This window comes from Pseudarthrobacter sp. NIBRBAC000502770 (assembly GCF_006517815.1).
Lineage (GTDB): Bacteria > Actinomycetota > Actinomycetes > Actinomycetales > Micrococcaceae > Arthrobacter > Arthrobacter niigatensis.
The window spans coordinates 2,333,549-2,359,933 of the sequence record NZ_CP041198.1 but is presented as its reverse complement, the minus strand read 5'-3'; the positions used below and the strand labels follow the sequence as shown (position 1 = coordinate 2,359,933).

Annotated in this window: 27 protein-coding genes, 2 pseudogenes and 1 riboswitch; of the genes and pseudogenes, 13 read left to right on the top strand and 16 right to left on the bottom strand. The window is 66.4% G+C overall.

Annotated elements, in window-relative coordinates; translation table 11 throughout:
- Positions 1-45: 45 nt before the first annotated feature.
- From NIBR502770_RS11270 to NIBR502770_RS11255, 4 genes are all read right to left on the bottom strand, one after another.
- Complete coding sequence (locus NIBR502770_RS11270) at positions 46-897, bottom strand: amino acid ABC transporter permease (RefSeq protein WP_141181979.1); 852 nt, start codon at positions 895-897, stop codon at positions 46-48.
- Positions 894-1,541, bottom strand: a complete 648-nt coding sequence (locus NIBR502770_RS11265; protein WP_141181978.1) for an amino acid ABC transporter permease — start codon at positions 1,539-1,541, stop codon at positions 894-896. The genes NIBR502770_RS11270 and NIBR502770_RS11265 overlap by 4 nt, the downstream gene beginning before the upstream one ends.
- A 62-nt stretch (positions 1,542-1,603) precedes the next feature.
- Positions 1,604-2,506 carry a glutamate ABC transporter substrate-binding protein gene (locus NIBR502770_RS11260; protein ID WP_141181977.1) on the bottom strand — a complete coding sequence of 301 codons (903 nt, stop codon included), beginning with the start codon at positions 2,504-2,506 and terminating at the stop codon, positions 1,604-1,606.
- A gap of 49 nt (positions 2,507-2,555) precedes the next feature.
- On the bottom strand, positions 2,556-3,311 hold the full coding sequence (locus NIBR502770_RS11255; RefSeq protein WP_141181976.1) for an amino acid ABC transporter ATP-binding protein: 756 nt from the start codon (positions 3,309-3,311) through the stop codon (positions 2,556-2,558).
- A 103-nt stretch (positions 3,312-3,414) separates the two neighbouring features.
- On the opposite strand from NIBR502770_RS11255, the gene NIBR502770_RS11250 reads away from it, so the two are divergent.
- The 4 genes from NIBR502770_RS11250 (at position 3,415) to NIBR502770_RS11235 (ending at position 6,344) form a co-directional block, all read left to right on the top strand.
- On the top strand, positions 3,415-4,197 hold the full coding sequence (locus tag NIBR502770_RS11250; RefSeq protein WP_141181975.1) for a TIGR00730 family Rossman fold protein: 783 nt from the start codon (positions 3,415-3,417) through the stop codon (positions 4,195-4,197).
- Positions 4,198-4,239: 42 nt separating this feature from the next.
- The gene (locus NIBR502770_RS11245) at positions 4,240-4,689 is read left to right on the top strand and encodes a DivIVA domain-containing protein (RefSeq protein WP_141181974.1); all 450 of its coding nucleotides are present in this window, start codon (positions 4,240-4,242) and stop codon (positions 4,687-4,689) included.
- Positions 4,686-5,942 (top strand): hypothetical protein, encoded by a 1,257-nt coding sequence (locus NIBR502770_RS11240; RefSeq protein WP_141181973.1) that lies wholly within the window; start codon positions 4,686-4,688, stop codon positions 5,940-5,942. Before NIBR502770_RS11245 ends, NIBR502770_RS11240 begins: the two co-directional genes overlap by 4 nt.
- 234 nt (positions 5,943-6,176) lie before the next feature.
- On the top strand, positions 6,177-6,344 hold the full coding sequence (locus NIBR502770_RS11235) for a DUF3117 domain-containing protein (protein WP_009357720.1): 168 nt from the start codon (positions 6,177-6,179) through the stop codon (positions 6,342-6,344).
- A 57-nt stretch (positions 6,345-6,401) separates the two neighbouring features.
- Here NIBR502770_RS11235 and NIBR502770_RS11230 read toward each other — a convergent pair whose 3' ends face one another.
- Positions 6,402-7,034: an O-methyltransferase gene (locus NIBR502770_RS11230; RefSeq protein WP_141159894.1), complete on the bottom strand. Its 633-nt coding sequence runs from the start codon at positions 7,032-7,034 to the stop codon at positions 6,402-6,404.
- A gap of 227 nt (positions 7,035-7,261) precedes the next feature.
- Here NIBR502770_RS11230 and sigE point away from each other — a divergent pair, with 227 nt between their 5' ends.
- From sigE to NIBR502770_RS11215, 3 genes are all read left to right on the top strand, one after another.
- Entirely contained in the window at positions 7,262-7,876 is a 615-nt protein-coding gene (gene sigE, locus NIBR502770_RS11225) for an RNA polymerase sigma factor SigE (protein ID WP_141159895.1), read from the top strand.
- Positions 7,877-7,883: 7 nt separating this feature from the next.
- Positions 7,884-8,723, top strand: a complete 840-nt coding sequence (locus NIBR502770_RS11220; protein ID WP_141181972.1) for an anti-sigma factor — start codon at positions 7,884-7,886, stop codon at positions 8,721-8,723.
- A gap of 69 nt (positions 8,724-8,792) precedes the next feature.
- Complete coding sequence (locus NIBR502770_RS11215; RefSeq protein WP_141159897.1) at positions 8,793-9,197, top strand: Sec-independent protein translocase TatB; 405 nt, start codon at positions 8,793-8,795, stop codon at positions 9,195-9,197.
- A 5-nt stretch (positions 9,198-9,202) separates the two neighbouring features.
- Here NIBR502770_RS11215 and NIBR502770_RS11210 read toward each other — a convergent pair whose 3' ends face one another.
- The 3 genes and pseudogenes from NIBR502770_RS11210 to NIBR502770_RS11200 form a co-directional block, all read right to left on the bottom strand.
- Positions 9,203-10,345 (bottom strand): Mrp/NBP35 family ATP-binding protein, encoded by a 1,143-nt coding sequence (locus NIBR502770_RS11210; RefSeq protein WP_141181971.1) that lies wholly within the window; start codon positions 10,343-10,345, stop codon positions 9,203-9,205.
- The gene (locus tag NIBR502770_RS11205) at positions 10,342-11,043 is read right to left on the bottom strand and encodes a DUF1003 domain-containing protein (protein ID WP_141181970.1); all 702 of its coding nucleotides are present in this window, start codon (positions 11,041-11,043) and stop codon (positions 10,342-10,344) included. Before NIBR502770_RS11205 ends, NIBR502770_RS11210 begins: the two co-directional genes overlap by 4 nt.
- Positions 11,027-12,309: pseudogene (locus NIBR502770_RS11200) on the bottom strand (magnesium transporter MgtE N-terminal domain-containing protein). Before NIBR502770_RS11200 ends, NIBR502770_RS11205 begins: the two are co-directional and overlap by 17 nt.
- A gap of 77 nt (positions 12,310-12,386) precedes the next feature.
- On the opposite strand from NIBR502770_RS11200, the gene NIBR502770_RS11195 reads away from it, so the two are divergent.
- Positions 12,387-13,385: a general stress protein gene (locus NIBR502770_RS11195; protein ID WP_141181969.1), complete on the top strand. Its 999-nt coding sequence runs from the start codon at positions 12,387-12,389 to the stop codon at positions 13,383-13,385.
- Between the two features lie 123 nt (positions 13,386-13,508).
- Here the strand turns inward: NIBR502770_RS11195 and NIBR502770_RS11190 are convergent, their stop codons facing one another.
- Entirely contained in the window at positions 13,509-15,083 is a 1,575-nt protein-coding gene (locus NIBR502770_RS11190) for an aminopeptidase P family protein (RefSeq protein ID WP_141181968.1), read from the bottom strand.
- Positions 15,084-15,163: 80 nt separating this feature from the next.
- Here NIBR502770_RS11190 and NIBR502770_RS11185 point away from each other — a divergent pair, with 80 nt between their 5' ends.
- On the top strand, positions 15,164-16,012 hold the full coding sequence (locus NIBR502770_RS11185) for a PHP domain-containing protein (RefSeq protein WP_141159903.1): 849 nt from the start codon (positions 15,164-15,166) through the stop codon (positions 16,010-16,012).
- Positions 16,013-16,026: 14 nt separating this feature from the next.
- Here the strand turns inward: NIBR502770_RS11185 and NIBR502770_RS11180 are convergent, their stop codons facing one another.
- The 4 genes and pseudogenes from NIBR502770_RS11180 to thiE all read right to left on the bottom strand — a co-directional run bounded on the left by NIBR502770_RS11180 (position 16,027) and on the right by thiE (position 21,153).
- A complete protein-coding gene (locus NIBR502770_RS11180; protein WP_141181967.1) occupies positions 16,027-16,902 on the bottom strand; it encodes a site-specific DNA-methyltransferase in 876 nt (291 codons plus the stop codon).
- Between the two features lie 8 nt (positions 16,903-16,910).
- The gene (locus tag NIBR502770_RS11175; protein WP_141181966.1) at positions 16,911-18,605 is read right to left on the bottom strand and encodes a DEAD/DEAH box helicase; all 1,695 of its coding nucleotides are present in this window, start codon (positions 18,603-18,605) and stop codon (positions 16,911-16,913) included.
- Between the two features lie 290 nt (positions 18,606-18,895).
- Positions 18,896-20,373: pseudogene (locus NIBR502770_RS11170) on the bottom strand (RNB domain-containing ribonuclease).
- Positions 20,374-20,412: 39 nt separating this feature from the next.
- Complete coding sequence (gene thiE / locus NIBR502770_RS11165) at positions 20,413-21,153, bottom strand: thiamine phosphate synthase (RefSeq protein WP_141159907.1); 741 nt, start codon at positions 21,151-21,153, stop codon at positions 20,413-20,415.
- Between the two features lie 27 nt (positions 21,154-21,180).
- A riboswitch (TPP riboswitch) is annotated at positions 21,181-21,299 on the top strand.
- Between thiE and thiO the strand changes: the two genes are divergently transcribed.
- The 3 genes from thiO to NIBR502770_RS11150 all read left to right on the top strand — a co-directional run bounded on the left by thiO (position 21,292) and on the right by NIBR502770_RS11150 (position 23,640).
- Positions 21,292-22,587: a glycine oxidase ThiO gene (thiO, locus tag NIBR502770_RS11160; RefSeq protein WP_141181965.1), complete on the top strand. Its 1,296-nt coding sequence runs from the start codon at positions 21,292-21,294 to the stop codon at positions 22,585-22,587. Its footprint overlaps the riboswitch before it by 8 nt.
- Positions 22,584-22,820, top strand: a complete 237-nt coding sequence (gene thiS / locus NIBR502770_RS11155; protein ID WP_141159909.1) for a sulfur carrier protein ThiS — start codon at positions 22,584-22,586, stop codon at positions 22,818-22,820. The genes thiO and thiS overlap by 4 nt, the downstream gene beginning before the upstream one ends.
- Positions 22,821-22,824: 4 nt before the next feature.
- Positions 22,825-23,640 carry a thiazole synthase gene (locus NIBR502770_RS11150; RefSeq protein WP_141159910.1) on the top strand — a complete coding sequence of 272 codons (816 nt, stop codon included), beginning with the start codon at positions 22,825-22,827 and terminating at the stop codon, positions 23,638-23,640.
- Between the two features lie 74 nt (positions 23,641-23,714).
- Here the strand turns inward: NIBR502770_RS11150 and NIBR502770_RS11145 are convergent, their stop codons facing one another.
- Genes NIBR502770_RS11145 through NIBR502770_RS11135 form a run of 3 tightly spaced genes read right to left on the bottom strand, consistent with a single transcriptional unit; the run spans position 23,715 to position 25,008 of the window.
- Entirely contained in the window at positions 23,715-24,017 is a 303-nt protein-coding gene (locus tag NIBR502770_RS11145) for a hypothetical protein (RefSeq protein WP_141159911.1), read from the bottom strand.
- 40 nt (positions 24,018-24,057) lie between these two features.
- The gene (locus tag NIBR502770_RS11140; protein ID WP_141181964.1) at positions 24,058-24,282 is read right to left on the bottom strand and encodes a DUF3107 domain-containing protein; all 225 of its coding nucleotides are present in this window, start codon (positions 24,280-24,282) and stop codon (positions 24,058-24,060) included.
- A 60-nt stretch (positions 24,283-24,342) separates the two neighbouring features.
- Positions 24,343-25,008, bottom strand: a complete 666-nt coding sequence (locus NIBR502770_RS11135) for a TetR/AcrR family transcriptional regulator (protein WP_141159913.1) — start codon at positions 25,006-25,008, stop codon at positions 24,343-24,345.
- Between the two features lie 85 nt (positions 25,009-25,093).
- On the opposite strand from NIBR502770_RS11135, the gene moeB reads away from it, so the two are divergent.
- Entirely contained in the window at positions 25,094-26,293 is a 1,200-nt protein-coding gene (gene moeB / locus NIBR502770_RS11130) for a molybdopterin-synthase adenylyltransferase MoeB (RefSeq protein WP_141159914.1), read from the top strand.
- The last annotated feature ends 92 nt before the right edge of the window (positions 26,294-26,385 follow it).

Sequence of the window (26,385 nt, the reverse complement as noted above, 5' to 3'; positions counted from 1 at the left end):
CCTGACGGTTCCGGGCCCTTTCACGCCGGCAATGCCGACGGGTGGCTAAACCTCGGCGGGAACAGCCGCCGCAGGTATGACTGCTGCGCCGGGCTTGCGGGAGAGCCTGCGCTCCAGCCATTTTGCGACAGCGGCCAGGATCAGGCACATACCCACATAGAGCACGGCGGCCACGATGGCTGCCGGGATAATCGGGGAACCGTACTGGATCTGGCTGCCGAAGTACTTTGCCTGGAAGAGGATCTCGTTGTACGTGACGATGAACCCCAGGGCGGTGTCCTTCAGGATGACCACCAGCTGGGAGATGATGACCGGAAGCATGGACCGGACGGCCTGCGGCAGCAGGATGCTGGTCATGACTTTGCTCTTGGGCAGGCCAATGGCATAACCGGCCTCGCTTTGGCCCCGGGGCAGGGACTCGATGCCGGCCCGGAACACCTCGGCGAGCACGGAACCGTTGTACAGCACCAGCCCTGCGACCACGGCAGTGAAGGGCGTAATTCCCTGGACACCGATGGTCGGCAGGCCGTAGTAGAAGATCATCATGAGGATCAGCAGCGGAACCGCGCGGAACAGCTCGGTGAAGCCGTAGCACGGAGCGCTGATCCAGCGGCGGTCCGACAAGCGGCCAAACGCCAGGAGGATGCCGAGGACCAGGCTGAGGACTGCCGCAGTGCCGAAGGCGGCCAACGTGGCACCTACGGACTGGGCAATGGTCTGCTGCACCAGCGGAAAGGTGAACAGCTGCCACTTCTTCGCCTCGAACTGGCCGCTTTCCGCGAAGCGGAGCAGGACGAAACCGACGATCAGCAGGATCACGATGGCGGTGGCGACGCCGAAGATCCGGTACCGGGCTCGTGCCTTGGGGCCGGGGGCGTCAAAAAGGATTGAACTCATCGTGCAACCTTCCACTTCTGTTCAAGCTTTCGCTGCAGGGCGGAAAGGATGAACACGAGGATGATGAACACCAGCGCCACCCACAGGAGGCCGGTCATGGCCGGCTCGCCGCGTTCGGAGAGGTTCGCCCGGATGGCCCCGGCTTCAAAGACGGAGAAGCCGGCGGCGACGGTGGTGTTCTTGAGCAGGGCGATGAAAACGCTGAACATCGGTGGGATGACAGCGCGGAAGGCCTGCGGCAGGATCACGAGGGTCAGCGTCTGGGTGAAGGGGAGCCCGATGGCGCGGGCTGCTTCCGCCTGTCCGACCGGGACGGTGTTGATACCGGAACGGACAGCTTCCGCCACGTAGGTGGCGGTATACAGGCTCAGTCCGATGATGGCGGCGGTCGTAAAGTCGATCGGCACCAGGCCCAGCTTCGGGTAGCCGAGGGCGAAGAAGAAGAGGACCAGCGTCAGCGGGGTGTTGCGCACGACGTTGACGTAGAGCGTCGCGGTGGCACGCATGGCGGGTACGGGGGAGACGCGGAGCGCGGCAACGACGGTACCGAGGATCAGGGCGAAAATTGCCGAGAAGAAGAAAAGTATTAGCGTGTTGCGGAATCCCGTGATGAAGAGATCCGAATTGTTCAGCAGCGTATTCACAGAATCGTCGCTTTCGACAGTTGAAGAGGGGGCGGCTGCATGGCCGCCCCCTCAACTTTGGTTTAGTAGTTCTCTACCTTGGGCTGTTCGACCTTCGTGCCCGACTGGCCCAGCGTCTGGTCGTAGATCTTCTGCCACACCGAGTTACCGTCGGTGAACGTCTTGTTCATGAACTGACGCAGCGCGGTGTCACCCTTCTTCAGGCCGACGCCGTACTTTTCAGTGGTGAACGGCTGGCCCACTACCTTCAGGCTGTCCGGTTCCTGGGCAGCGTAGCCGAGCAGGATGGCCTGGTCGGTGGTGACAGCGTCAACCTGGCCGCTCTTGAGCGCCTCGACGCACTGCGAGTAGGTATCAAACTCGGTGGTCTTGGTGTTCGGGAAGTTTGCCTTGATGTTCTGGATCGGCGTGGAACCGGTGGCCGAGCAGACGTTCTTGCCCGTGAGGTCCTTCTCGCTGTTGATGCTGGAGTTGTCCTTCTTGACCAGCAGGCCCTGCCCGGTGACGAAGTAGGGTCCGGCGAAGTCGATCAGCTGCTTGCGCTTGTCCGTGATGGAGTAGGTGCCCACGTAGTAGTCGATGTCACCGTTCGTGATCGCCGACTCGCGGTTGGCGGACGGGATCGGCTTGAACTCGATCTTGTCCTTGCTCATGCCCAGCGATGCTGCCATCCACTTGGCAATCTCGATATCGAAGCCCGTGTATTCACCGGTGGCCGCGTCTTTGAAGCCAAGGCCCGGCTGGTCCTGCTTGACGCCGATGCGGACCTTGCCGCTGGACTTGATGGCGTCGTAGGTCGGGCTGCCGGTGAGCGTGACGTTGTCAGCAACCTTGTAGGGAGCCTCATCAGTACCGGAGGAAGCAGTTCCGCCGCCGCCTGAGCCGCCGCAGGCGCTGAGGGACAGGGCCAGCGCCGCAGTCGCCGCGACAAGCAGCGGCTTCTTCCGGGTAAAGAAGTTTTTCATGGGGATACCTTTCATTGAGCGGCCGCGCTGGGGCAGCCGGTGCGGTGTGCTAGTGGGTCAGGAGCTTGGACAGGAAGTCCTTGGCGCGGCTGCTCTTCGGGTTGGTAAAGAACTCCTCCGGCGTCTCGTCCTCCACGATCTGCCCGTCGGCCATGAACACCACGCGGTCCGCGGCCTTGCGGGCGAAGCCCATCTCGTGAGTGACGACGATCATGGTCATGCCTTCCTTGGCCAGCTGGACCATGACATCGAGGACCTCGTTGATCATTTCGGGGTCCAGCGCTGAGGTCGGCTCGTCGAAGAGCATGACTTTCGGCTTCATGGCCAGTGCGCGCGCGATGGCGACGCGCTGCTGCTGGCCACCGGAGAGCTGGGCAGGAAGCTTCGGTGCCTGCTGCCCGACGCCCACGCGCTCCAGCAGCGCCATGGCATCTTTTTCGGCCTCAGCCTTGGAAGCGCCCTTGACCTTGATCGGTCCGAGGGTGACGTTCTCCAGGATGGTCTTGTGCGCAAACAGGTTGAACGACTGAAACACCATCCCGACGTCGGCCCGGAGCTTCGCCAGGGCCTTGCCCTCGGCGGGAAGTTCCTTGCCATCGATGGTGATGGAGCCGTCGTCGATTGTTTCCAGGCGGTTGATGGCCCGGCAGAGGGTGGACTTACCGGAGCCGGAGGGCCCGATGACCACAACAACCTCGCCCTTGCGGACCTGGAGGTTGATGTCCTTCAGAACGTGCAGCTGGCCGTAATGCTTATTTACGGCGTTCAGGGAGACGAGAGCATCGCCGGGCACATGAGTAGTCATAGAAAGAATCTAGCGAACAACAGTGGGTTATGACGCCAATCACCCCAAGTTCCTGCTGATCGTGATTCAAGAGATACCTCATGTTGGAGGTTAGCCTAGGGGAATGAGCATCAATGCAGATCCGGCCAAGAATTCCCAGCCGCGCCGTAAGGGGCCCCTTGAGCTGCGGCGCAAGCAAGCGGCAGTGGACATGTCGGACCAGCACCTGCTCGATACGAAGGGCCCTGGGCAGTTCGTCCACACCGATCCCTGGCGGGTCCTGCGGATCCAGAGCGAATTCGTCGAAGGCTTCGGTGCGCTTGCAGACATTGGAAAAGCGGTCAGCGTCTTCGGTTCGGCGCGTACCAAGCCGGGAAGCCTCTACTACGAAATGGGCGTCCAGGTGGGGCGCAAGCTCGCCGAGGCCGGGGTTGCGGTGATCACCGGCGGCGGCCCGGGTTCCATGGAGGCGGCCAACCGGGGAACGGTGGAGGGCAACGGGGTGTCGGTGGGCCTGGGCATCGAGCTGCCGTTCGAACAGGGCCTGAACCAGTGGGTGGACCTGGGCATCAACTTCCGCTACTTCTTCGCCCGCAAGACCATGTTCGTCAAATATGCGCAGGGGTTCATCGTCCTGCCCGGTGGGCTGGGCACGCTGGATGAACTGTTCGAGGCCATGGTCCTCGTCCAGACGCGGAAGGTCACGTCCTTCCCCATCGTCCTCCTCGGCGTCGACTTCTGGGGACCGATGATCGACTGGATCAGGGGCACCCTGGTGGCTGAAGGAATGGTCTCCGAAAAGGACCTGGACCTGATCCAGCTGGTGGATGACCCGGCAGAGGCTGTGGACCGGGTCCTTCACGGCGCCGTGACCCCGTCGCTGAACGGCGAACAGCGGCCGGAGTAGCCGCGGCGCGGCTTGGCCGCGCGGGTCTGGCACGATGGGACCGTGAGCTTCTTTCTGGTTTTCCTCGCCGTCGTGCTGGTCGCGGCTGTTCTTTGGGCCGGCCTGGGACGGCGCTCCCGCAAGTCGGGCGCCACGACGCTGCCGGCCCTGTTGAGCGGATTGGACGAGCCGCCGGCAAACCTTCCGCCGGTGCTCCTGCCGCAGCGCGCCGTTCCGGAGGATGTGACCCGGCTCCGGTTCTCCCTGGGCCTGCGCGGCTACCGGATGGACCAGGTGGACCAGGTCCTCGACGAACTGCGGGACCAGTTGGCCGCACGGGATGCGGAACTGGCGGCGCTGCGCGGGCGGCTGGACGCAGGCGAACGGCACGTAGGGGAGGCGTCCGACGACGGCGCCCCGGTCCCGGCCATGGCACCGGAAGAGCCCGGTGCGGAAGGGGATGGGAACCGGGCAGCCCAGGAGGGTGCTGCCCCGGTCAAGGGCGGCCAGTGAGCACCGTGGCCCGCCGCAACCCGCTGGCCTCCGCCGGTACTGTGGCCCACCGGGCTGCTGCCGCCGTCCGCCGTTGGCCGTGGTGGCTCCAGGTCACCGCACTGTACGGCGGCTCCCGGCTGGCCTCCGCCTGCATCTTCATGGCCGCAGCACTCCACCAGGGACCCAACCCGTGGTTCCCGCCAAAACCGGACTACTGGAACTTCATCAATATTTGGGATGCCCGCTGGTACGGCCAGGTCATCGCCAGCGGCTACCCGTCAATCCTTCCCACGGACGCAGCCGGCAACGTCCAGGAAAACACCTGGGCGTTTTACCCGCTCTTTCCTTCCCTGGCGGGCGGACTCAGCCGGCTCACCGGGATGGAGCCTGCCGCTGCGCTCACCTTGGTTGCCATGCTGGCCGGGTGGGCGGCGGCCCTTGTGGTTTACGCACTGTTCCGGCACAAAGCCTCCCACGCCCCGGCCATGTGGGGTGTTGCGTTCTTTTCGGTTTTTCCCGTTTCCGCCGTCCTGCAGGTCCCTTACGCCGAGCCGCTGTCCCTCCTGCTGCTCGCGTGGGCCCTCCTGCTGGTGGTCCGGCGCCAGTACCTGTGGGCTGTTCCGGCGGTGTTCCTGCTGGGCCTGTCCAGGCCTATCGGTGTCCCGTTCGCAGCCATGGTGGGGCTGCTCCTGGTCTTCCATGCCGCCGCGTACGTCCGTAGCGGGCGGCGCCAGGACGCTTCCGGCGAGGCACATTCCGTCCGGGACCTCGCCGCACTCGCTGGACTGACCGCCGTCGCCGGGCTGTCCGCTTTTGCCTGGCCGGCCGCAGCGTGGTTGGCGACCGGCGACCTTCAGGCCTACACCAAGACGGAAACCGTGTGGCGGGGCCAGGACCTGGTTCCGTTCAAGCCCTGGTTCGATGCCGGCGTCGAACTTTTCGGTCCCGTCCTGGGTGTTGTTGCCCCGCTCGTCTTCGTGGCGCTGTTCGCAGTGATGCTGTATCTGCCGCCAGTGCTGCGGCTCGGCGTCGAACTTCGGCTCTGGTGCGCCTGCTACATGGGCTACCTGCTGGCGTTCCTGCACCCACAGACCAGCACCTTCAGGATGCTGCTGCCACTGTTTCCGCTGGCCCTGGGCGCTGTGTTCCTGTCCCGTTCCAGGGCGTACCGGGGGACGGTGGTGGCCATGTTCCTGCTGCTGCAGATCGTCTGGATCGTATGGTTGTGGGCCTGGGCGCAACTGCCCGGCGGAGGGGATTATCCGCCGTAGCGAAAACGGGCTTTAATGCAGGTCAGGGCGGGAATGACACGTTGACGGAAATGTCCATCGATTAGCTACGTGCGGGTAATTCCGCGATAATGATAGGTAAGCAAGGACATAAGCATTCAGAAAACGCGCAGCATTGGCGGTGTGCCAACCACCCCGCCACAGCGGCCTGATCGACATGCGGACGCAGCCCGCCCGGGCTGATTAGTCCTGGGACAAAATGGAGGGGAATTCCTCATGGCGGCTATGAAACCACGCACCGGAGACGGCCCAATGGAAGTCACCAAGGAGGGCCGAAGCCTGATCATGCGGGTCCCGCTCGAAGGCGGCGGGCGCCTGGTGGTCGAATTGAACGCTGCCGAAGCAGCCAACCTCAAGGAATGCCTGGTAGGCGTTACCGAATAGTCGTGCCGGTCAGGGTGCGCAGCCCGCGGGCTGCGCACCCTGACCTTTATGCAGGAACTACTTCTTGACCGCGACCAGCAGGCCGTCGCCTGTGGGGAGCATGGCGGATGCCAGCCTGTCGTCGTCGCGGATTGCCTTGCCCACCTGCCGCAGGGTCACCGTGTTGGGCTCGCGGCCGGCAGGGTTGGCTACCTTGTCCTTGTCCAGCGCATCGTTGATCACCAGCAACCCTGAGCGCTTGAGCAGCCGGATGGCCTGTTCCACGTAGCCCGGCAGGCCCGGCTTGTCCGCATCGATGAAGACAAGGTCGTAGGCGCCGTCCGTAAGCCGTGGCAGGACGTCGCCCGCCCGGCCGGAAATGGTCCGGGTCCGGTTGGCGGGGCTGCCGGCCTCCGCAAACGCTTCGCGGGCAGCCCGCAGGTGCTCCACGTCCACATCGATGGTGGTCAGGACGGCGTGCGCGCCGAGGCCGCGCAGCAGGCAGACGCCCGAGACGCCGGCGCCGGTGCCGATCTCCACGACGGTCTGGGCTTTCGAGGCAGCGGCCAATACCGTGAGGACAGCGCCCACTCCGGGGCTGATGGCGCTGACCCCCAGTTCAAAGGAACGTTCCCGCGCCCGAAGCATTACCTCATCCTCAGCGGGCAGATCTTCTGCATAGGACCAGCTGCTGGACTTGTCGGCGCTCATGAATAATCGCTTTCTGGGCGTAAAGGGAATGTCCCCCCAAGCCTACTGTGTCCGGCCCTGCCGGAACGGAAAGCAGCCGTTGCGCCGAACGCTGAAGTTTGCAGGTAATCAGGAAATTCCCAGCCAAGTTTGACATGATTGATTTCCGCTCATCCAAAAGGTGACCGGCGCCGAATCAGAGATGTCAACAGTATCCGGGCGTTAGCATTCCACGAGGGGAGTGGACGATGTCATCTTCAGTAGTGGCACCTGTCCCTGCAGTAAACAATCCCGACGATGAGTGGGTCCGTCCCACCTGGGAAGAAGTGGTCACCAACCACTCTGCGAAGGTATACCGGCTGGCCTACCGCCTGACCGGAAACAAGTACGACGCCGAGGACCTCACCCAGGAGGTCTTTGTCCGCGTGTTCCGTTCGCTGGAGAACTTCAAGCCCGGAACCCTTGATGGGTGGCTGCACCGCATCACCACCAACCTGTTCCTTGACCAGGCCCGGCGCAGGACCCGCATCCGTTTCGACGCCCTGGCAGAGGACGCGGAGTCCCGCCTGCCCGGCCGTGAGCCGGGACCGGAGCAAAGCTTCGAGCTGAACAACCTGGACCTGGACGTACAGGCTGCCCTGGAAGAGCTGCCGCCGGACTTCCGTGCCGCCGTGGTCCTGTGCGACCTCGAGGGGCTCTCCTACGACGAGGTAGCCGAGGCGCTGGGCGTCAAGCTGGGCACCGTCAGGTCCCGCATCCACCGTGGCAGGACCATGCTCCGCGAGAAGCTGGCCCACCGTGATCCACGCCCGCAGCAGTCCCGCCGCAAGCTTTCGATGCCGCGCATCGCCGGCATCCTCTGATCGGCACATGAGGTCCCAGTTTCCTTTTGGCGGCAGGCATCAGCGCACCGGCAGCCACCTCGAGGCCTGCCAGGAGTGTGCCGCCACCCTGCGCCGGGAACGGCAATACTTGGAGCGCCTCCGCGATGCTCCCATCCCGCCCGCCAGCCAGGACCTGACCGCCCGGCTGCTGGCCCGCACCCACGAACTGGCCGCCCAGCCGCCCGCGCCGGTACCCCAAGGCGGCACCTCGCGCCTCGCCGCGCGGGCGCTGGCCCTGACCGCGGGCGGAACCATGGCGGCCGCCGGGGTGCTGGCCGTCGGTGCGTTCACCGCAGCGGGGGACCCCACCGCCAGCGAACAGGCCGGGCCCGAGGCTGCTTTCTCGCACGTTTCGTCCCAAACTCCCGCTGATGGCAGGACTTTGAGTGCCGCCCAGCTCGCCACCCTCCGTTCCGAGGGTTGGGCTTGTCCGGACCTCCAGGCCATGGGATTCCACCTGGAAGCCGCGCGGGCACTGGTGGTTGACGGGGAACCTGCAGTGGAACTGCAGCTCACTGACGGCGCCCATCACGCCACGGTCACGGAACAGCACCCCGCCAGCCAGGGCACAGGTCCGGCGCACGCGTGGGCCACGTCCCCGGCGTCCGCCACCTACCGGGCTGCAGGCCTGACCATCACCTACCGCTCCGACCTGCCCGCGGATAAGGCCGGCGACGCCATGCCGATCCTCGAACGGCTTGCCGATTCCGCCATGGAGGGGGTCGCGGCATCCGTCCCGGAGCAGCCCGACGGCCAGGCTGCGGAACCCCTGGATGCACGGCTGGAGCGCGGAATCAACAAGATCGCGGCCCTGTTCACCCAATGACACGGACTGTTCACCCGTCCGCCGGATGGGAATCGTCACTCGCAGCCCGGAGAGGGTAATCTTCCTAAAGTGTTTGGAATCAACGGCCCGGAGTTCATTCTTCTGCTGATCATCGGTGTGCTGGTGATCGGCCCCAAGCGGCTGCCGGAATATACGCAGAAGCTGGCCAACCTGGTCAAGGAAGTCCGCCGGATGGCCAACGGTGCCCGGGAACAAATCAAGGAAGAAGTGGGCATCGACATCGACGATGTCGACTGGAAGAAATACGATCCCCGCCAGTACGATCCCCGCCGCATCATCAAGGAAGCACTGCTCGACGACGACACCAAACCGGTCAGCGCAGGCGCTCCCGCCGCCGTGGCTGCCGTCGCCGGCGCCGCAGCCGCGGCTGATGCCTCACCAAAGCGCCCGGAAAGGGTAGTGCAGAGGCTCGCCCCCGGCGAGGCCGCGCCGTTCGATACCGAAGCCACCTAGGCAGGTCAGCGGGGCTGCAGCCCCAGCTTCATCCCGGCAAGGCCTCGCGGTGCTGTGGCAAGCCGGCCGGCGATCCCGGCCAGGGCGGAAGCCGCCGCGGTCCCGGGCCTGCCAAGGACAACCGGAACCCCTGCATCCCCGCCCTCGCGCAATTGAATGTCCAGGGGAATCTGTCCCAGCAGCGGAACGTCCGCCCCCACGGTGGCGCTGAGCCGTTCCGTGAGTACCGTCCCGCCGCCGCTTCCGAAGAGCTCCATCCGGCCGCCGTCGGGCATCTCCAGGTAGGACATGTTCTCGATGACACCGGCAATTTTCTGCCCCGTCTGGGTGGCGATGGCGCCGGCCCGTTCGGCGACGTCGGCTGCGGCTGCCTGGGGCGTGGTAACCACCAGGATTTCGGCCTTGGGCAGCAGTTGGGCCACGGAGATGGCGATGTCACCGGTACCCGGCGGGAGGTCCAGGAAGAGGGCGTCCAGGTCCCCGAAGTAGACGTCCGTGAGAAACTGCTCCAAGGCCCGGTGCAGCATGGGTCCGCGCCATGCCACCGGCTGGTTGCCGGTGACGAACATGCCGATAGAGATGACCTTTACCCCGTACGCAACGGGGGGAAGGATCATGTCGTCCACCTGGGTGGGTTTTTGCGTGATTCCCAGAAGGGCTGGAACGGAGAAACCGTAGACGTCAGCGTCCACGATTCCCACCCGGAGGCCCCGGGCGGCCAGGGCGGTGGCCAGGTTGACCGTCACCGAGGACTTGCCCACGCCGCCCTTGCCGCTGGCCACCGCGTAGACCTTGGTCAAGGAATCAGGCTCGTTGAAGGGAATCCTGCGCTGGCCGCCCGGGCCACGCAGTTTCTCCTTGAGGGCGTCACGCTGGGTCTGGTCCATCACCTTGAGCTGGACGTCGACGGCGGTCACGCCGGGCACCGACGACAGGGCCTTCTGGGAATCGGCAGTAATGGTGTCCCGCAGCGGGCACCCCGCAATGGTGAGCAGGACTGCCACGGTGACCTTGCCGTCGTCGGCCACCTGGACGGAATCCACCATGCCCAGTTCGGTGATGGGGCGCCGGAGTTCGGGGTCGATCACTGTGGCAAGGGCGGCGTTGACTGCCCCAGCCAACGCCGTGCGGGCAATGGGTTCGCTCATGAACGGTCCTGTGTGGAGTGGCCGGGCTTGATCCGGGGGATCTGCTGGGTGCGCGGGTTGCGCTGCCGGTCCCGCTGTTCGCGGAGTTTGTCCTTCAACTTGTCACGGGGGGATTCGTGCGAACCGGGGCCCGTGTCATCGTGGGTCCGCAGTTCCTCTTGTGCTTCAAGGAGGTCTTCCAGGAGTGAGCGCAGCTCGGCCCTGACATAGTCGCGGGTGGCCACCTCGCGCAGCGCGATCCGCAGGGAGGCCAGCTCCCGGGTCAGGTACTCGGTATCGGACAGGTTCCGCTCGGCCCGCTGGCGGTCCTGCTGCAGCGAGACGCGGTCGCGGTCATCCTGCCGGTTCTGCGCAAGCAGCAGCAGGGGAGCGGCGTAGGAGGCCTGCAGCGAGAGCATCAGGGTCAGGAGGGTGAAACCCAGGTCCCGCGAATCGAACTGCCACTCCACCGGCGCCCAGGTGTTCCAGCCCAACCAGAAGATGCAGAAGACGGTCATGTAGACCAGGAACTGCGGCGTGCCCATGAACCGGGCAAAGCCCTCGGTGGCATGGCCGAACGCGTCTGGATCGGGCTTGAACTTGGGCAGGATCCGCTGGCGCGCGCTTAGGGGCGTATCGAGACTGCCTTTTGATTCCGCAGTGGCCAGGTTCCGCTGGTTGGGGTTCTTCGGAGCGCTGTTATCAGCCAATACGGCCACCGAGCTTTCTTATCGGGGCTTCGCCGTCGTGGGCGCGCCAGTCGTCCGGCAACAAGTGATCCAATACGTCATCAACAGTCACCGCCCCACAAGCCGGCCGGCGTCATTGACCACGGGGAGGGAGTTCAGGTTATAGGTAGCCAAGGTCCGGGCCACTTCGCTGATGTGGGCCTGGTCCGACAGCGGTTCGAGATTCTTGTCCACCAGGTTTCCCAGTGCCTCGAACGGCGGGAAGCGCAGCAGTTGCTGGATGTGCACCACGCCCAGGAACCGGCCTGTCGGCGTTTCGAGTGGCGGCCGGGCAATGAAGATGGACGACGCCAGGGCCGGGGAAAGCTCCTCCCGGCGGACGTGGGCGAGGGCCTCGGCAACCGTGGCTTCCGGGGGAAGGATGACCGGTACCGGCGTCATCAGGCCGCCGGCAGTGTCCTCGTCGTACTCAAGGAGGCGCCGGACGTCCTCGGCGCCCTCGGGCTCCATGAGCTGGAGCAGTTCCTCGGCCTGGGCGGAGGGGAGTTCACCGAGAAGGTCGGCGGCGTCGTCGGGATCCATCTCCTCAAGGACGTCAGCGGCGCGCTGGACATCCAGGGCGGAGAGGATCTCCACCTGGTCGTCCTCCGGCAGTTCCTGGAGGACGTCTGCCAGCCGTTCGTCCTGCAGCTCGCTGGCCACCTCGAACCGGCGCTTGTCGCTCATCTCCTGCAGGGCTTCGGCGAAGTCGGCGGGTTTGAGGTCCTCGTGGTTGGCCACGAACTGGGTGGCTGCCTGTGGCTCGGTGCGCGGTCCCTGCTGGGCGTCCGCCCAGTCGATGATCAGCGTTTCGTTGCGGCGCAGCCGGCTCAAGGGCGAGAGGGAGTGTCCGCGCCGGACAAAGAGCTTGCTGACGAACCAGTCGCGGGACCGGTGCTGGTCGATGGCGATGTCCTCGATGGTGGCGTCGCCGCTGCCGTCACGGAGGGTGACCCGCCGGTCGAACATTTCGGCCACCACCAGGGTTTCCGCCCCGCGCTGCTCAAAGCGGCGCAGGTTCACCAGGCCGGTGCAGATAACCTGGGTCTGGTCGATCGAGGTAATGCGGGTCATGGGCACGAAGACCCGCTTCTTTCCCGGCACTTCCACCACGATGCCCACCACGTGCGGGGCTCCCTGGGTCCCCCGCGACAGCACAACAACATCGCGCAGCCGGCCCAGCCGGTCGCCCAGCGGGTCGAAGACGTCGAGGCCAAGAAGGCGTGCCACGAAGACGCGGGTAGGTGTTGTGCTCACCACTACAGGCTACCGAGTCTGCTCTCTTTTAGCTGAATTTACAGGCGGCACCCACCTTCATGGGCAAGAATGGTTTTATGTCGAACATTTTTGGTGGTCCCAAGCCCGGCGCCGCGAGCGGACCCGATGATGCCCGGGCTGTTCCCACCGGCGACACCGTTGGCTCCTACACGTCCTACCTCGACGCCCAGAAGGCGGTCGATTACCTGGCGGACCAGCAGTTCCCGGTCCAGATGGTGTCCATCGTGGGCAACGAACTGAAGATGGTGGAACGTGTCACGGGGCGCCTGAGCTACCCGCGGGTGGCGCTCTCCGGGGCCCTGAGCGGCATGTGGTTCGGCTTGTTCGTGGGCGTCATGCTCTCCTTCTTCGCCTCATCGCAGGCCTACTTCTCGATCATGACGTCGGTGCTGATGGGCGCGGCGTTCTTCATGCTCTTCGGCATCGTCACCTACGCCATGCAGCGCGGCAAGCGGGACTTCACCTCCACCAGCCAGGTGGTGGCCACCAGCTATGACGTGATCGTGGCCCCCGAGGCAGCCCACGAGGCCCGGCGCCTCCTGCAGCAGCTGCCCATGTCCCGTTCCGACGCAGCATCCGGCCACGGCCCGTACACGCAGCACGACTACCACAACCAGCCATACCAGCAGCAGCACCACCAGCAGCAGGGACAGGGCCCGGCCCGTCCCACCGGCTGGAACGATCCCTACGGCCAGAGGTCCTCCGGCCCGTCAGCCCAGGGCGGACCGGCCCAGGAAGGCCACGGGTACCCGGAGGACGGCAGCCAGCAGCAGAGCGGCCAGCAGCCGCCGCAGCACTACGACGGCGGCCAGCAGCACGCCGCCCAGCAGCCGGTCCGTTCCGCGGTCCGCTACCCGGACCTGCCCGACGGCCGCCCGCAGTACGGCGTCCGCGTTCCCCAGGGGCCGGCCGGGGGTCAGCCGGGAATGGAAGACGCCGCGGAACGCCCTGCTGAACACCCGGCAGGAGACCACGCGCAGGACGGTAGCGGGCATCCGTCTGATACCGGCTATGGTGCCCAGGGCGGCCAGCACCGGGGCGACGACCGCCAGTAACCGCGGTCCGGTGCGTCCGGGACCACGGGTCCACGCGCCGCACGGGAGAAACCGGTACGCACACAAAGAGTGGGGCCGCTGGAATGAATCCGGCGGCCCCGCTCTTTCGTGCCTGGGTGTTGCCTAGGCTTCTTCGGTCCGGTAGATCCCGGCCATCCAGTCCTCCACATCCTCCGCATTGCGTGGAAGGGCGGCGCTGAGGTTGACGGGGCCGTCGGCGGCCATGAGGATGTCGTCCTCGATCCTGACACCGATGCCGCGGTATTCCTCCGGGATGGCCAGGTCCTCCTTCTTGAAGTACAGGCCCGGTTCGATGGTGAACACCATGCCCTCGGTGAGGACGCCGTCGAGGTAGAGTTCCCGCTTGGCCTGGGCGCAGTCGTGGACGTCGAGGCCCAGGTGGTGGCTGGTGCCGTGCGGCATCCAGCGGCGGTGCTGCTGGCCCTCGGGGCTGATTGCCTCCTCCACGCTGACAGGCAGGATGCCCCATTCGGCGAGGCGTTCTGCCAGGACCGTGGTGGCCGCTGTGTGGATGTCGCGGAACTTGGTCCCGGGCTGCGCGGCTGCGAATCCGGCGTCGGCGGCGTCGAGGACCGCCTGGTAGACCTTGCGCTGGATCCCGCTGAAGGTGCCGCTGGCCGGAAGCGTCCGGGTGATGTCCGCCGTGTAGAGCGAGTCGGCCTCGACGCCGGCGTCCAGGAGCAGCAGTTCGCCGGCGTGGATGCGCCCCGTGTTGCGGGTCCAGTGCAGCACGGTGGCGTTGTTGCCGGATGCGGCGATGGTGTCATAGCCCAGTTCGTTGCCCACCTCACGGGCACGGGCGAAGAAGGCACCCTCCACCACGCGTTCGCCGCGGGCATGCGTGAGGGCCCGGGGCAGGGCCTTGACCACCTCTTCGAATCCCTCGACCGTGGCGGACACGGCGATCTTCATCTGCTCGATTTCCCACTCATCCTTGAGCAGGCGCAGTTCGGAGAGGGCTTCGCTGAGCTTCTCGTCCAGGGCATCGAGCACTTCAAGGTCCAGGTTCTCGGGATCCTTGGCCGTGTTGTACCGGGCCGTGTCCACCAGTGCGTCGATGTTTTCGTCAACCTTGCGGACCAGGCGGATGGAGATTCCGCCGATCTCCGGGGCGCCAACGTCCTTGGTGATTGCCGTTTCCAACTGGTCGATGTGGGCGGTGGCCAGTCCAAGCCGGGCCTCGAATTCTTCGAGGGTGGGACGGGCCCCGATCCAGAACTCACCGGAGCGCGAGTCCGCGTAGAACTGTTCGGTGTCCCGGCCGGCCAGCGGCCGGAAGTACAGCGTCGCGCGGTGGTTCGCGCCGTCGTCGCCCGTTCCTTCTTCCACCGGTTCCAGGATCAGGACTGCGTCCGGTTCGTGGTCCAGGCCGAGGCCGGTCAGGTGCGCGAAGCCGGAGTGCGGGCGGAAGCGGTAGTCGCAGTCGTTGGAGCGGACCTTGAGCGGCCCCGCGGGGATGACCAGCCGTTCGCCCTTGAACTGGGCCGAGATGGCCTTGCGCCGGTTTGCGGCGTAGGGGGCGACGGCATCGCGCTGGGGGAGCTCCTGGGTGGCGGGTGCCCAGTTGCTGGCCATGAAGGCCTTGAAGGCGTTGGAACTGGGCCGCTGGGAGCGGTTGTTGACGCGGTCCTCCAGCGGCTGGGAAGCAGAGTTTTGGGTGTTTTCGGCATCGTTCACGGCACCATCGTCTCACCAGCGTCCCGGCTATGCGAACGGGCCTCCCCGGTCTCCCGTCCCGGGTCCACTACGCTGGATAAGTGAGGATTGACCTGCATGCCCACTCCAACGTCTCCGACGGCACCGAGACCCCGGCCGATGTCATGGCCTCTGCTGCCCGCGCGGGACTGGACGTGGTAGCTCTGACGGACCACGATTCAACGGCAGGCTGGGCGGAAGCCGCCGCGGCCGCAGCCACCTGCGGAGTGGCCCTGGTACCGGGCATGGAAGTCTCCTGCCGGACGGAGGAAGGCATCAGCGTCCACCTCCTGAGCTACCTGCACGACCCCACCCATCCCGGGCTCCTCGAGGAAATCACCAAGGCCAAGGACTCCCGCCTGACCCGCGCCGAACGGATGGTCACCATCCTCGCCGAGGACTACCCGCTCACCTGGGACGACGTAATCCACCATGTAGCGCCCGGCGCCACCCTCGGCCGCCCGCACATCGCCGACGCCCTCGTTGCCGCGGGTGTGGTGGAGGACCGTTCCGAGGCGTTCGCCTCCATCCTCACCTCCCGGTCCCGCTACTTCATCCCGCACTACGCCCCGGACCCGGCCACCGCCGTCGACCTTGTCCGTGCCGCCGGCGGCGTGCCGGTGTTTGCCCATCCCGTGGCCTCCGCCCGGGGGCGGATCGTAGGGGAGCGGACCTACCGGGAGATGATCGACGCCGGCCTGGCCGGCCTGGAGATCGACCACCGGGACAATCCGGAAGAGGGCCGGGACTTCCTGCGCAGGCTCGCTGCCAGGCATGGCCTGTTGATCACCGGTTCCTCCGACTACCACGGCACCGGCAAGCCCAACCTGCTCGGCGAAAACCTCACGGCCCCGGACATGCTGGCGCGGATCGAGGAACAGGGCACGGGAACCGCCGTCGTCCGGCCTTAGGGGCGCAGTCCGCGCTAACCGGCGGGCAGGAATGAGGTGAGCGTGGCGTGCGCACCCAGCCGCTTGGCCATGATGTCGATGGCCGGCTGGTTCTGGTCGACGCACACGAACTTCCGGCCGAGCTTGGCCGCAACCGCCCCCAGCGTGCCGGAGCCGGCGAAAAAGTCCAGGCACCAGTCCCCGGGACGCGACGAAGCGGCGACGACGCGGCGGACCAGGCCCTCGGGTTTCTGCGTCGGGTAGCCGGTCTTTTCCTTGCCGGTGGGCGAGACGATGGTGTGCCACCAGACGTCGGTGGGCAGCTTTCCCAGTTCGCGTTTGGCTGGAGTTACCAGGCCGGGCGCCATGTACGGTTCGCGGTCCACCTCGGCGCTGTCGAAGTGGTACTTCGCGGGGTTCTTGACGTACACCAGGATGTTGTCATGCTTGGTGGGCCACCGGTTCTTGGCCCGGGCTCCGTAGTCATACGCCCAGATGATTTCGTTCAGGAAGCACTCCCTGCCGAAGATGGCGTCCAGCATCACCTTGGCATAGTGCACCTCGCGGTAGTCCAGGTGCAGGTACAGGGTGCCGTCGTCGGCCAGCAGCCGCCACGCCTCCACCAGCCGGGGTTCCAGGAAGGACCAGTAGTCGCTGAACGCGTCATCGTAGCGGTGCAGGGCGCCCTTGATCGTGTCGTAGGAGCGGCCCTTGAAGCCCACCCGGTCCCCGCTGCCGCCGGCGTTAACCACCATCCGGGTTTCCTGGCGCTGCTGCGGCCGGCCCGTGTTGAAGGGCGGATCCACGTAGATCAGCGTGAAGGCGCCGTCCGGCAGTGTGGGGAGGTACGCCGCGTTGTCCGCGTGCACCACCAGGCTGCCGCCGTCCGGCGCCCAAACAGTGTCACTCATCAGGGCGGTTAGGCCTCGGAGGCGCCGGGGCGGCTGCTGTTGTCCGCGCCGGCCACCACTTCGCCGTTGCGGCGGCGGGTGCGCGTGCGGGTGCGGCGGGCGCGGTTCGGCTTTTCGCCGTCGGCTGCGGGTGCGGCGGCCTCGCCGGCAGGCGTGGCCTCCGGAGTCGAGGTACGACGACGGCGCTCGCCTGAGCGTCCAGCGGAGTCACTGCTCCGGCCGCCTTCGCGGCTGCCGCCCTTGCCGGCGTCGGCCTTTCCACGGGCCCGTCCGTCCCGGTCGCGTGACCGGCCGGCGTCGCGGCTGCTGCGGCTGTTCTTCTTGCCGGTTTCGCCGAGGTCTTCGAGTACTTCGGCGTCAACCCCGGCCAGAGTGCGCTTGTCGCGGGGCAGGCGGCCCTTGGTGCCCTCGGGGATGTCAAGATCGGTGAACAGGTGCGGCGAGGACGAATAGGTTTCCACGGGTTCGGGAACATTCAGGCCCAGGGCCTTGTTGATCAGGGCCCAGCGGGGAACGTCGTCCCAGTCAACAAAGGTCACGGCCGTGCCCTTGTTGCCGGCGCGGCCGGTGCGGCCCACCCGGTGCAGGTAGATCTTCTCGTCTTCCACGCACTGGTAGTTGATCACGTGGGTGACGTCATCGACGTCGATGCCGCGGGCAGCCACGTCCGTGGCCACCAGGACATCGACCTTGTTGTTGCGGAACGCGCGCAGCGCCTGCTCGCGGGCTCCCTGGCCCAGGTCGCCGTGGATGGCGGCGGCAGCGAACCCGCGGTCCACCAGTTCCTCGGCAACCTTGGCAGCGGTGCGCTTGGTCTTGGTGAAGATGATGGTCCGTCCGCGGCCACGGGCCTGCAGGATGCGTGCCACCACTTCGGCCTTGTCCATGCTGTGTGCCCGGTAAATGAGCTGGCGGATGTCCCGCTTGGTCAGGCCCTCATCCTCCGGATCGGCTGCCCGGATGTGGGTGGGCTGGGTCATGTAGCGGCGCGCCATGGCGATGACCGGGCCGGGCATGGTGGCCGAGAACAGGAGCGTCTGGCGGACTGCGGGCGTGCCGGCGATGAGGGTCTCAACGTCCGGCAGGAAGCCGAGGTCCAGCATTTCGTCGGCTTCGTCGAGGACCACGAGCTTCACGTTCTTCAGGCTCAGGTGCTTCTGCTTATAGAGGTCGATCAGTCGTCCGGGGGTGCCCACCACTACCTCGACACCCTGCTTGAGGGCGTCGACCTGGGGCTCGTACGCGCGGCCACCATAAATAGTGGTGATTCTTGCATTGCGTTTGCGGGACGCCGTCTGAAGGTCGCTGGCCACCTGCACGGCAAGCTCGCGGGTCGGAACGATCACCAGCGCCTGCGGGGCTCCGGGGACGGCCAGCGTGGCGTATCCGGGATCGTCCTGGCCCATGACGCGCTGCAGGGCGGGAATGCCGAACCCGAGGGTCTTGCCGGTGCCGGTCTTGGCCTGTCCGATGATGTCATGCCCGGCCAGGGCCACCGGCAGGGTCATGGCCTGGATGGGGAACGGGTGGGTGATGCCGGCATCAGCCAGCGATTCGACGATGTCGGCGCGGACGTTGTAGTCGGCGAAGGACTTCTCCGCGATCTCGTGCGGCTTTTCGTCCGAGACGATGGTTTCTTCCGGCTCGATGGTTTCCGTGCCGGACTCATCGCTCAGAAGCTGGTGGGTATGCAATTCACTCACAGGGGAGTTTCCTTATTCATTTAGGCAATGGCGCTGCCTGCTCAACGGGCCGGCCAGGGCTGGCCGTTCCGGAGCACGCTCAGGCGCGCAAGCGATTCCAGTGGAAGCCGATCGCGGGCTATCTAATGCTGGCACTGGTGACCAACGGGTACTTCTCAAGATCGCGTAGGGGCGGGCTTGTTGGTTTCAAATCAAGGAAATCAACGACCGGGCATCCAGTTCTACCCCTCCAGTCTAGCCGTAAGGGCACAAAAACACGGTTTCGGACCGCCTGGGGGGCCGCCTGCCGTTCAGGAAACGAGCTCGAAGTGGATCTGCCGGGTGGTGATATCGGAGGAAACCAGCCGTACCCGGACCTTGGTGCCGGACTCCAGCTCCCCGGCGCACCGAGCGGTCACCGCCGGTTCGGCAATCTGGATAACCCCGAACTGCCGTTCCCATTTCCATTCTTGCCATTCCCGTTGCCGTTCCCGTTCTGCGGCTTGGATCCGGAGATGACGATCGCATCGAATTCCTGCCCGATGTGGTTCAGCAGCAGTGCCGCTTCCACGGTATCCAGGGCCAGGCGCTCCATCCTTGACGCCAGCTGGTCCGATCCCGCCATGATGCCCGGAAGCAGGGGCAGGGCTTCGCGCGCCCAGCCGGGAACATCGCCGCCGTTGCTCAGGGCCTCGCAGATGACCAGCACGAACCGGTCCACCAGGCGGCGCAGCGGCGCCGTGGTGTGGGCGTAGGCGGCGCCGATGGCGGACTGGATACCGTCTTCGGGGACCGTCCCGTCAAAGGCGGTGTAGGACGCGCCGCGGAACAGCATCCCGGCCGAATGCATGATGGCCAGCTGGCGCGGGTCGGTGGGATCGAGCGACCGCAGGTATTCGCCGTAGCTGACCTGCCCGTCCCACGGCCTGCCCAGCACTTCGGTCTGCAGCCGGAAGTGCCGCAGCGACCGCTCGTCAGGTGCGGGCATGGTGCGCAGGATGCCCACCTTGCCCTCAAGCATGAGCTGCGCGGCTGCCATTCCGGTCATCAACGAAATCTGCGCGTTCCAGTCCTCGACGGGAAGCTGCGGGACGGCGTCAATCCGGTAGCCGCCGTCCGGCAGCTGGACGATTTCCTGCTCGGGCATGTTCAGGCTGGCGCCCTCCCGTGCCCGTTCCAGCGCCACGCGTTTCAGCCCCACCTCGCGGAGCAGCCGGAGGACGGGTGGGGCGGTCCCGGCGTCGAGGTCGGCCTGGGCACCTTTGTAGCTGAGCTTGTCGCGGCTGCGGACCCGCGCCCGCCGGACGCCGACGGTAATCACGGACGCTTCGCCGTCGAGCGTGAAGTCCCAGACGAAAGCCGAGCACTCCTGGCCGGGCAGCAGGCTGCCGGCCCCCTCGCTGATCACCTCCGGATGCAGCGGGATCCGGCCGTCCGGAGCGTAGAACGTCTGTCCGCGGCGCCGGGTCTCGGCGTCCAGCGGCCCGCCCGGTGCAACGAATGCGGGGACGTCGGCGATGGCATACATGACGCGGTAGCCGGTGCCGTCCGGTTCGATGAAGACTGCCTGGTCCAGGTCCGTGGAGGACGCCGGATCGATAGTCACGAACTCGACGGCGGTCAGGTCGTAGGACGGCAGCTTCAGCGCCGCGACGGCGGCCCGGGCGTCTTCCACCGCGTCGGCAGGATACGGCCCGGGCAGCTCAAGTTCGGTCCGCAGCAGGCCCAGCGCCTCTTCCAAGGCGTTCCTGTGGTCACGGACGTTAGGGGCCAACCGATGATGCGACACAAAATTCAGCGTAGCGCCAAGTCCCGGGATTAAGCAGTCTCAGCCGTCCAGCGCGCCGAGGAGCGAGGCAGCGGCTGCCGCGGGGTCGGCGGCCTCGGTGATGGCGCGGACCACCACGATCCGGCGTGCACCGGCCGCCACCACCTCGCGGACGTTTCCGTGGTCGATGCCGCCGATGGCAAACCACGGCACCGGATCCCCGGCCTGCCCGGAGGCATCGGCGGCGTACTTCACCAGTTCAGGCCCGACGGCGGCCCTGCCGGGTTTGGTGGGTGTGGCCCATACCGGCCCAACGCAGAAGTAGTCCAGCCCGGACGGGCCGCCGGTTGCAGCGAGGGCGGCGTCGACCTGGCCCGTGGTGTGGCTGGAGAGGCCGATGGCGGCGTTGCCGTTGACCAGCGTGCGCGCCGCAGCCAGCGGAAGGTCCTTTTGGCCGATGTGGAACACCGGTGCCCCGGACAGCACGGCAATATCGGCGCGGTCATTGACGGCCCACAGCCGGCCATGGCGTACCGCGGTCTCCTTCAACGCCGCCAGGAGGTCCAGTTCCTCGGCGGCCTCGATGGTCTTGTCCCGCAGCTGGATGATGTCCACGCCGCCGGCAAACGCGGCGTCCACAAACTCCGCGAAGTCGCCGTGCGCAGTGCGTGCATCGGTGCACAGGTACAGGCGGGCCGCCTTCAGGGCGTCGTTGTGGCCGGCGTTGGCAACTTCGGCTATGCCGGCCGGGGCTGCTGGAGCGTGGGGGCCTGCGGGCAGGGAGGAAGCGGACACATTCATGCCTGCAAGCCTAGTTCCTCTAAACTGGCCTGGTACTGCGGGAGCCCGCGGCAGCTGTCACAAAGCGCCGGGCTGAGAGGGCGTCAGAGCCGACCGCTTGACCTGATCCGGTTAATGCCGGCGTAGGGAAGGAACCGTATGAGCACCCCCGTTGACCATCGTGCCGGGCCGTCCAGTGCCCCCCGTTCCTCGGTCCGCGCGGACGTCGCCGTCATCGGCGGCGGAGTGGTGGGCCATGGCATCGCCTGGGAGGCGCAGCGCTCCGGCCGCTCCGTGGCCCTGATCGATGACGCGCCCGGAAGCGGCGCCAGCTGGGCCGCCGCAGGAATGCTGGCCCCCGTCAGCGAACTGCACTACCAGGAGGAGGACCTCCTGGAACTGATGCTTGACGCTTCCTCCCGCTGGCCCGGTTTCGCCGCAGCCATCGCAGGAGCCACCTCCGGTTCCGGATACCTGACGACGCCGACACTCGCCGTGGGTGCCGACGCCGCGGACCGCCGCGCGCTGATGGACCTCCGCGCCGTACAGCAGGCCAACGGACTTGCCGTGGAACCACTCACCGTACGGGACGCCCGCAAACGCGAGCCACTCCTCAGCCCCGCGATAGCCTGCGCCCTTGACACGCCTGCGGACCACCAGGTCGATCCCCGCCGCCTGCTGGCTGCCCTCCGGCAGGCCCTCGCCGGTGCCGTCCGCGGGAAGCCTGGCCTGGCGGTGGCAGGGGCAGTGGAAGGGTATGCCGTGCCGGACCGGGCCGGCGGCCTGCTGTGGGAGGGCGGAAGCGTCGTCGGCGCCAGCCTGGCTGGCGGCGGCACCGTCCTGGCAACGGAAACGATCGTGGCCAACGGGCTGCAGGCAGGGGACCTGGGCGGCCTGCCCGACGGCCTCGACCTGCCCCTGCGCCCCGTACACGGAGACATCCTCCGCCTCGCCGTTCCGCAGCACCTCCAGCCCCTTGTGACGTCCACGGTGCGCGGGCTGGTGCACGGTGTCCCCGTCTATATCGTTCCCCGGCAGGACGGGACCGTGGTCATCGGAGCCACCCAGCGCGAGGACGCGCTGTCCGATGCCGTCAGCGCCGGGGGCGTCTATCAGCTGCTGCGCGATGCCCAGGCGCTGGTGCCCGCCGTCGCCGAACTGGAGCTGCTGGAGTGCACCGCAAGGGCCCGGCCCGGAACCCCCGACAACGCGCCGCTGCTGGGCCGCGTTCCGGCGACCCCCGGATCTGCAGGCGACAAGGCCGGGCACGTCCCCGGACTCATCATCGCCACCGGGTTCTTCCGGCACGGGGTGCTGCTCACTCCCGCTGCCGCAGCCATCTGCGCCGGGTTGCTGGACGGGCATGCCGACCCGCGCTGGGCGCCCTTCAGTCCGGAGCGGTTCTCGCGTCCGGCCGCCGCCCGCACAAACCACCACACCAAGGAGACAGTGTGAACATCACCCTGAACGGAAACACCCACACGGTGGCGGACGGCACCTCCATCACCACGCTCGTCAGCCAGGTCACCGGACGCCCGCTGGCACCGAACGGCCAGGCGACCGACGGCGGGAAGCTGGGGGTCGCCGTCGCCCATAATGCCCAGGTGGTGCCGCGGAGCCAATGGTTCGCCACGGCGCTCGCCGAGGGCGACGACATTGAACTTGTCACAGCAGTACAGGGAGGCTGACACCATGACCGAAACAGGCACCATCAACCCGGCCGGGAATCCCGGGGCCGCCGACGGCCTGGTGATTGACGGCGTCGCCCTTGGATCCCGGCTGATCATGGGCACCGGCGGGGCACCCAGCCTGGACGGCCTGGGCGCTGCACTCCTGGCATCCGGCACCGCCCTGACCACCGTGGCCATGCGCCGGTACTCCACTGCGGAGACCGGCTCGTTGTTCCAGCTGTTAGTGGACCACGGGATCCGGGTGCTGCCCAACACCGCAGGCTGCTTCACGGCCAGGGATGCCGTCCTGACGGCGGAGCTTGCGCGGGAGGCCCTGGAGACCGACTGGGTGAAGCTGGAAGTTATTGCCGATGAGCAGACCCTGCTGCCCGATGCTGTCGAACTGGTGGAAGCCACGGAGCAGCTGGTTAACCGGGGGTTCAAGGTCTTCGCCTACACCAACGATGACCCCGTACTGGCGTTGCGGCTGGAGAACCTTGGCGCCACCGCCGTCATGCCGCTCGGAGCCCCGATTGGGACAGGCCTGGGAATCCTGAACCCGCACAATATCGAGCTCATCGTGTCCCGTGCCTCGGTGCCGGTGGTGCTGGACGCCGGCATTGGCACGGCATCGGACGCGGCGCTGGCCATGGAGCTGGGCTGCGACGCTGTGCTGCTGGCCACGGCGGTGACGCGGGCGCAGAACCCTGCACTCATGGGCGAGGCGTTCAAGCATGCAGTGCTCGCCGGCAGGATGGCCCGGGCAGCCGGGCGCATCCCGCGACGGGAGCATGCCTTGGCCTCGTCGGCGATGGAAGGCAGGGCGGAGTTCCTCTGAAACCCGGAACATACGCGTGTGGCCACCACCCTGCAGGGTGGTGGCCACACGCGCATGTCCTAACTTGCGGGCGGTCAGCGCCGCAGGATGACAGTGAGGCGTTCCGTATCGCGGCGGGCGCGCGTGCGGCCCAGGTAGACGACAGCGGCGATGGCAGCGGCGACGCCCAGGACCATCGGCAGGACCCAGGGAAGCCACGTGGTTCCCGGAAGGTAGCCGAAGCCCGCGGTCATCAGGATGATCCAGGCCAGCGCCGCAACACCCACGGCAACACCGGCAGGCAAGGCCGCGCCGTATTTGGAGTGCCGCTTGTCATTGGCCCAGACAACGAAGCCCGCAGCGACGGTTGCCAGCACCACGATGGTCAGCGAAAGCATGGATCTCCTTGAAGAACGGGGGGCCTGCAGCAGGCCCGGACTAGAACTGCCCGAAACCTACGCGCCGGACCTCCTCGGCACCGATTTCCACGTAAGCCAATGCGTTGCCTGGAACAATGATCAGGCGTCCTTTGTCATCCTTCAGGCGCAGTTCGCTGCCCCCATTGATGGCTTCGCCAACCACCTTGGCCACGGTCTCCGCATCCTGGGTTGATTCCAGCACGATTTCGCGGCCAACGTTCTGAACGCCGATCTTAATCTCCAAGGGGGCCTCCCAGCCTGTGAAAGTTCTCGTGTTTCTACGAGGTGTTGTCTTATTTGTAGTCTAGGACTCTTTGGGGAAGCGAGAGATTCCGCGCCAAGCTAAACGGTAGATGAGGTCGCTGGCCACATCGAGGTCCAGGTTGCCGTCCGTTTCCAGCCAGTACCGGGCGCTGACCTGCGCCATTCCGGCCAGGCCCCGGCCCAGCAGCTGGGCTTCCAGGTGGGGGAGCTTGGTGTCCTCCGCAATGACCCTGGCAATGGCGTCGGCGAAGGTCCGGTTGAAGGTTTCCAGCCTGGAGCTGACATCGGTGTCGTTGATCAGGTCTGATTCGAACACCAGGCGGTGGGCCTGGTCGTCATTGGCGATGAAGTGGAAGTAGGCGCGCATGACGGCCTGGACGCGTTCATCATTGTCCGTGGTGGAGTTCAGGGCGCCCAGCATCAGTTCGGTGAGCGAGGCCAGGTGGCTTTCCAGCAGCGCGAGGTAGAGTTCGCGCTTCGACGGAAAGTGCTGGTACAGCACCGGTTTGCTCACGTGGGCGGTTTCTGCGATCTCATCCATCGCAGCGCCGTGGTAGCCGTTGGCTACGAACACCTCTTGGGCCGCAGCAAGGAGTTGTGCGCGGCGCTCATCCCGGGGCAGCCGGGCGGACCGCTGGCCTGCGGGGCGGGAGGGAGCTTGCGGTTCGGCGGCGGTCGGGCGGTCTGCCCGTGCTTCAGGGACCACAGTTGTCCTTCTTTCCATTGCAGTTACCCTTCACTTTACTGCGGGGTAATATGACCCGGCGGTATCCCGGGGCATACATTGAAGTATGGCTTCGTCTTTCACCGCAAATGTTGCGTCACCCTCCCTGGATCCGCTGGTGGAACCGGCCGCCGACCTCACGGCCGCCGAGGTCGAAAGATACTCCCGGCACCTGATCATTCCCGAGATCGGCGCCCTCGGGCAGCGGCGGCTCAAGAACGCCAAGGTGCTGGTGATCGGCGCCGGCGGATTGGGAGCACCCGCGCTGCTCTACCTCGCCGCGGCGGGGGTGGGAACCATCGGCATCATCGACGACGACGTCGTGGACCTGAGCAACCTGCAGCGCCAGGTGATCCACGGCGTCAGCGATGTGGGCCGTCCCAAGATCGAATCGGCGCGCGACGCCATTGCCGGGCTGAACCCGCTGGTGGACGTCCGGCTGCACAACGTGCGCCTGGACTCGTCCAACGCCCTGGAACTGTTTAGCGGCTACGACCTCATTCTCGACGGTGCCGACAACTTCGCCACCCGCTACCTGGTGAACGACGCCGCCGCCATCCTTGGCAAGCCCTATGTGTGGGGCTCCATCTTCCGCTTTGACGGCCAGGTCAGCGTGTTTTGGGAGAAGCATGGACCCACGTACCGGGACCTGTACCCCGAGGCCCCGCCTGCCGGTTCCGTCCCGTCCTGTGGCGAGGGCGGGGTCTTTGGCATGCTGTGCGCCGCCGTGGGATCGCTCATGGTGACCGAAGCCGTGAAGCTGATTACCGGCGTCGGGCGCTCTTTGCTGGGCCGCGTGGCCCTCTTTGACGCCCTCGGCGGGAGCTGGCGCGAGATCCGGGTAGCGAAGGACCCGGCCGCCGAACCCATCACCGAACTCACCGACTACGAGGCCTTCTGCGGCATCGCCCCGGCCTCCCCGTCGGACACCGAACACACGGTCACGGCCACCCAGCTGGCCACCATGCTGGCCTCGCGCCAAGCCGGGCTCAAGGACTTTGAACTGGTGGACGTCCGGGAATCGGGGGAGTACGACATCGTCCGGATCGACGGGGCAAAACTGATCCCGCAGGGACGTATCCTGGCCGGCGAGGCCTGGGACGAACTTCCGCAGGACCGGGATATCGTGTTCCACTGCAAGGCCGGTACGCGGTCCGCCAGCGTGCTGGCGGCCGCCCGGGCAGCCGGGTATCAGCGGGTCAGCCATCTCGACGGCGGGATCCTGGCCTGGGTGCGGGAGGTGGAACCCGAAAAGCCGGTCTACTGACCCGGACGCCCCATCACCTTTAGCGGCTTTTTGAGAAACGCCCCATCACTTCCCTGAAGAAAGTGATGGGGCGTTTCCGATTTAGGGGCAAA

What these genes read in the sequence shown, in the direction of transcription:
- NIBR502770_RS11270 (WP_141181979.1), bottom strand. Translation starts at nt 897, where the DNA reads ATGAGTTCAATCCTTTTTGACGCCCCCGGCCCCAAGGCACGAGCCCGG.
- NIBR502770_RS11260 (WP_141181977.1), bottom strand. Translation starts at nt 2,506, where the DNA reads ATGAAAAACTTCTTTACCCGGAAGAAGCCGCTGCTTGTCGCGGCGACT.
- NIBR502770_RS11255 (WP_141181976.1), bottom strand. Translation starts at nt 3,311, where the DNA reads ATGACTACTCATGTGCCCGGCGATGCTCTCGTCTCCCTGAACGCCGTA.
- NIBR502770_RS11250 (WP_141181975.1), top strand. Translation starts at nt 3,415, where the DNA reads ATGAGCATCAATGCAGATCCGGCCAAGAATTCCCAGCCGCGCCGTAAG.
- NIBR502770_RS11235 (WP_009357720.1), top strand. Translation starts at nt 6,177, where the DNA reads ATGGCGGCTATGAAACCACGCACCGGAGACGGCCCAATGGAAGTCACC.
- NIBR502770_RS11230 (WP_141159894.1), bottom strand. Translation starts at nt 7,034, where the DNA reads ATGAGCGCCGACAAGTCCAGCAGCTGGTCCTATGCAGAAGATCTGCCC.
- sigE (WP_141159895.1), top strand. Translation starts at nt 7,262, where the DNA reads ATGTCATCTTCAGTAGTGGCACCTGTCCCTGCAGTAAACAATCCCGAC.
- NIBR502770_RS11220 (WP_141181972.1), top strand. Translation starts at nt 7,884, where the DNA reads ATGAGGTCCCAGTTTCCTTTTGGCGGCAGGCATCAGCGCACCGGCAGC.
- NIBR502770_RS11210 (WP_141181971.1), bottom strand. Translation starts at nt 10,345, where the DNA reads ATGAGCGAACCCATTGCCCGCACGGCGTTGGCTGGGGCAGTCAACGCC.
- NIBR502770_RS11195 (WP_141181969.1), top strand. Translation starts at nt 12,387, where the DNA reads ATGTCGAACATTTTTGGTGGTCCCAAGCCCGGCGCCGCGAGCGGACCC.
- NIBR502770_RS11180 (WP_141181967.1), bottom strand. Translation starts at nt 16,902, where the DNA reads ATGAGTGACACTGTTTGGGCGCCGGACGGCGGCAGCCTGGTGGTGCAC.
- thiE (WP_141159907.1), bottom strand. Translation starts at nt 21,153, where the DNA reads ATGAATGTGTCCGCTTCCTCCCTGCCCGCAGGCCCCCACGCTCCAGCA.
- thiO (WP_141181965.1), top strand. Translation starts at nt 21,292, where the DNA reads ATGAGCACCCCCGTTGACCATCGTGCCGGGCCGTCCAGTGCCCCCCGT.
- NIBR502770_RS11150 (WP_141159910.1), top strand. Translation starts at nt 22,825, where the DNA reads ATGACCGAAACAGGCACCATCAACCCGGCCGGGAATCCCGGGGCCGCC.
- NIBR502770_RS11145 (WP_141159911.1), bottom strand. Translation starts at nt 24,017, where the DNA reads ATGCTTTCGCTGACCATCGTGGTGCTGGCAACCGTCGCTGCGGGCTTC.
- moeB (WP_141159914.1), top strand. Translation starts at nt 25,094, where the DNA reads ATGGCTTCGTCTTTCACCGCAAATGTTGCGTCACCCTCCCTGGATCCG.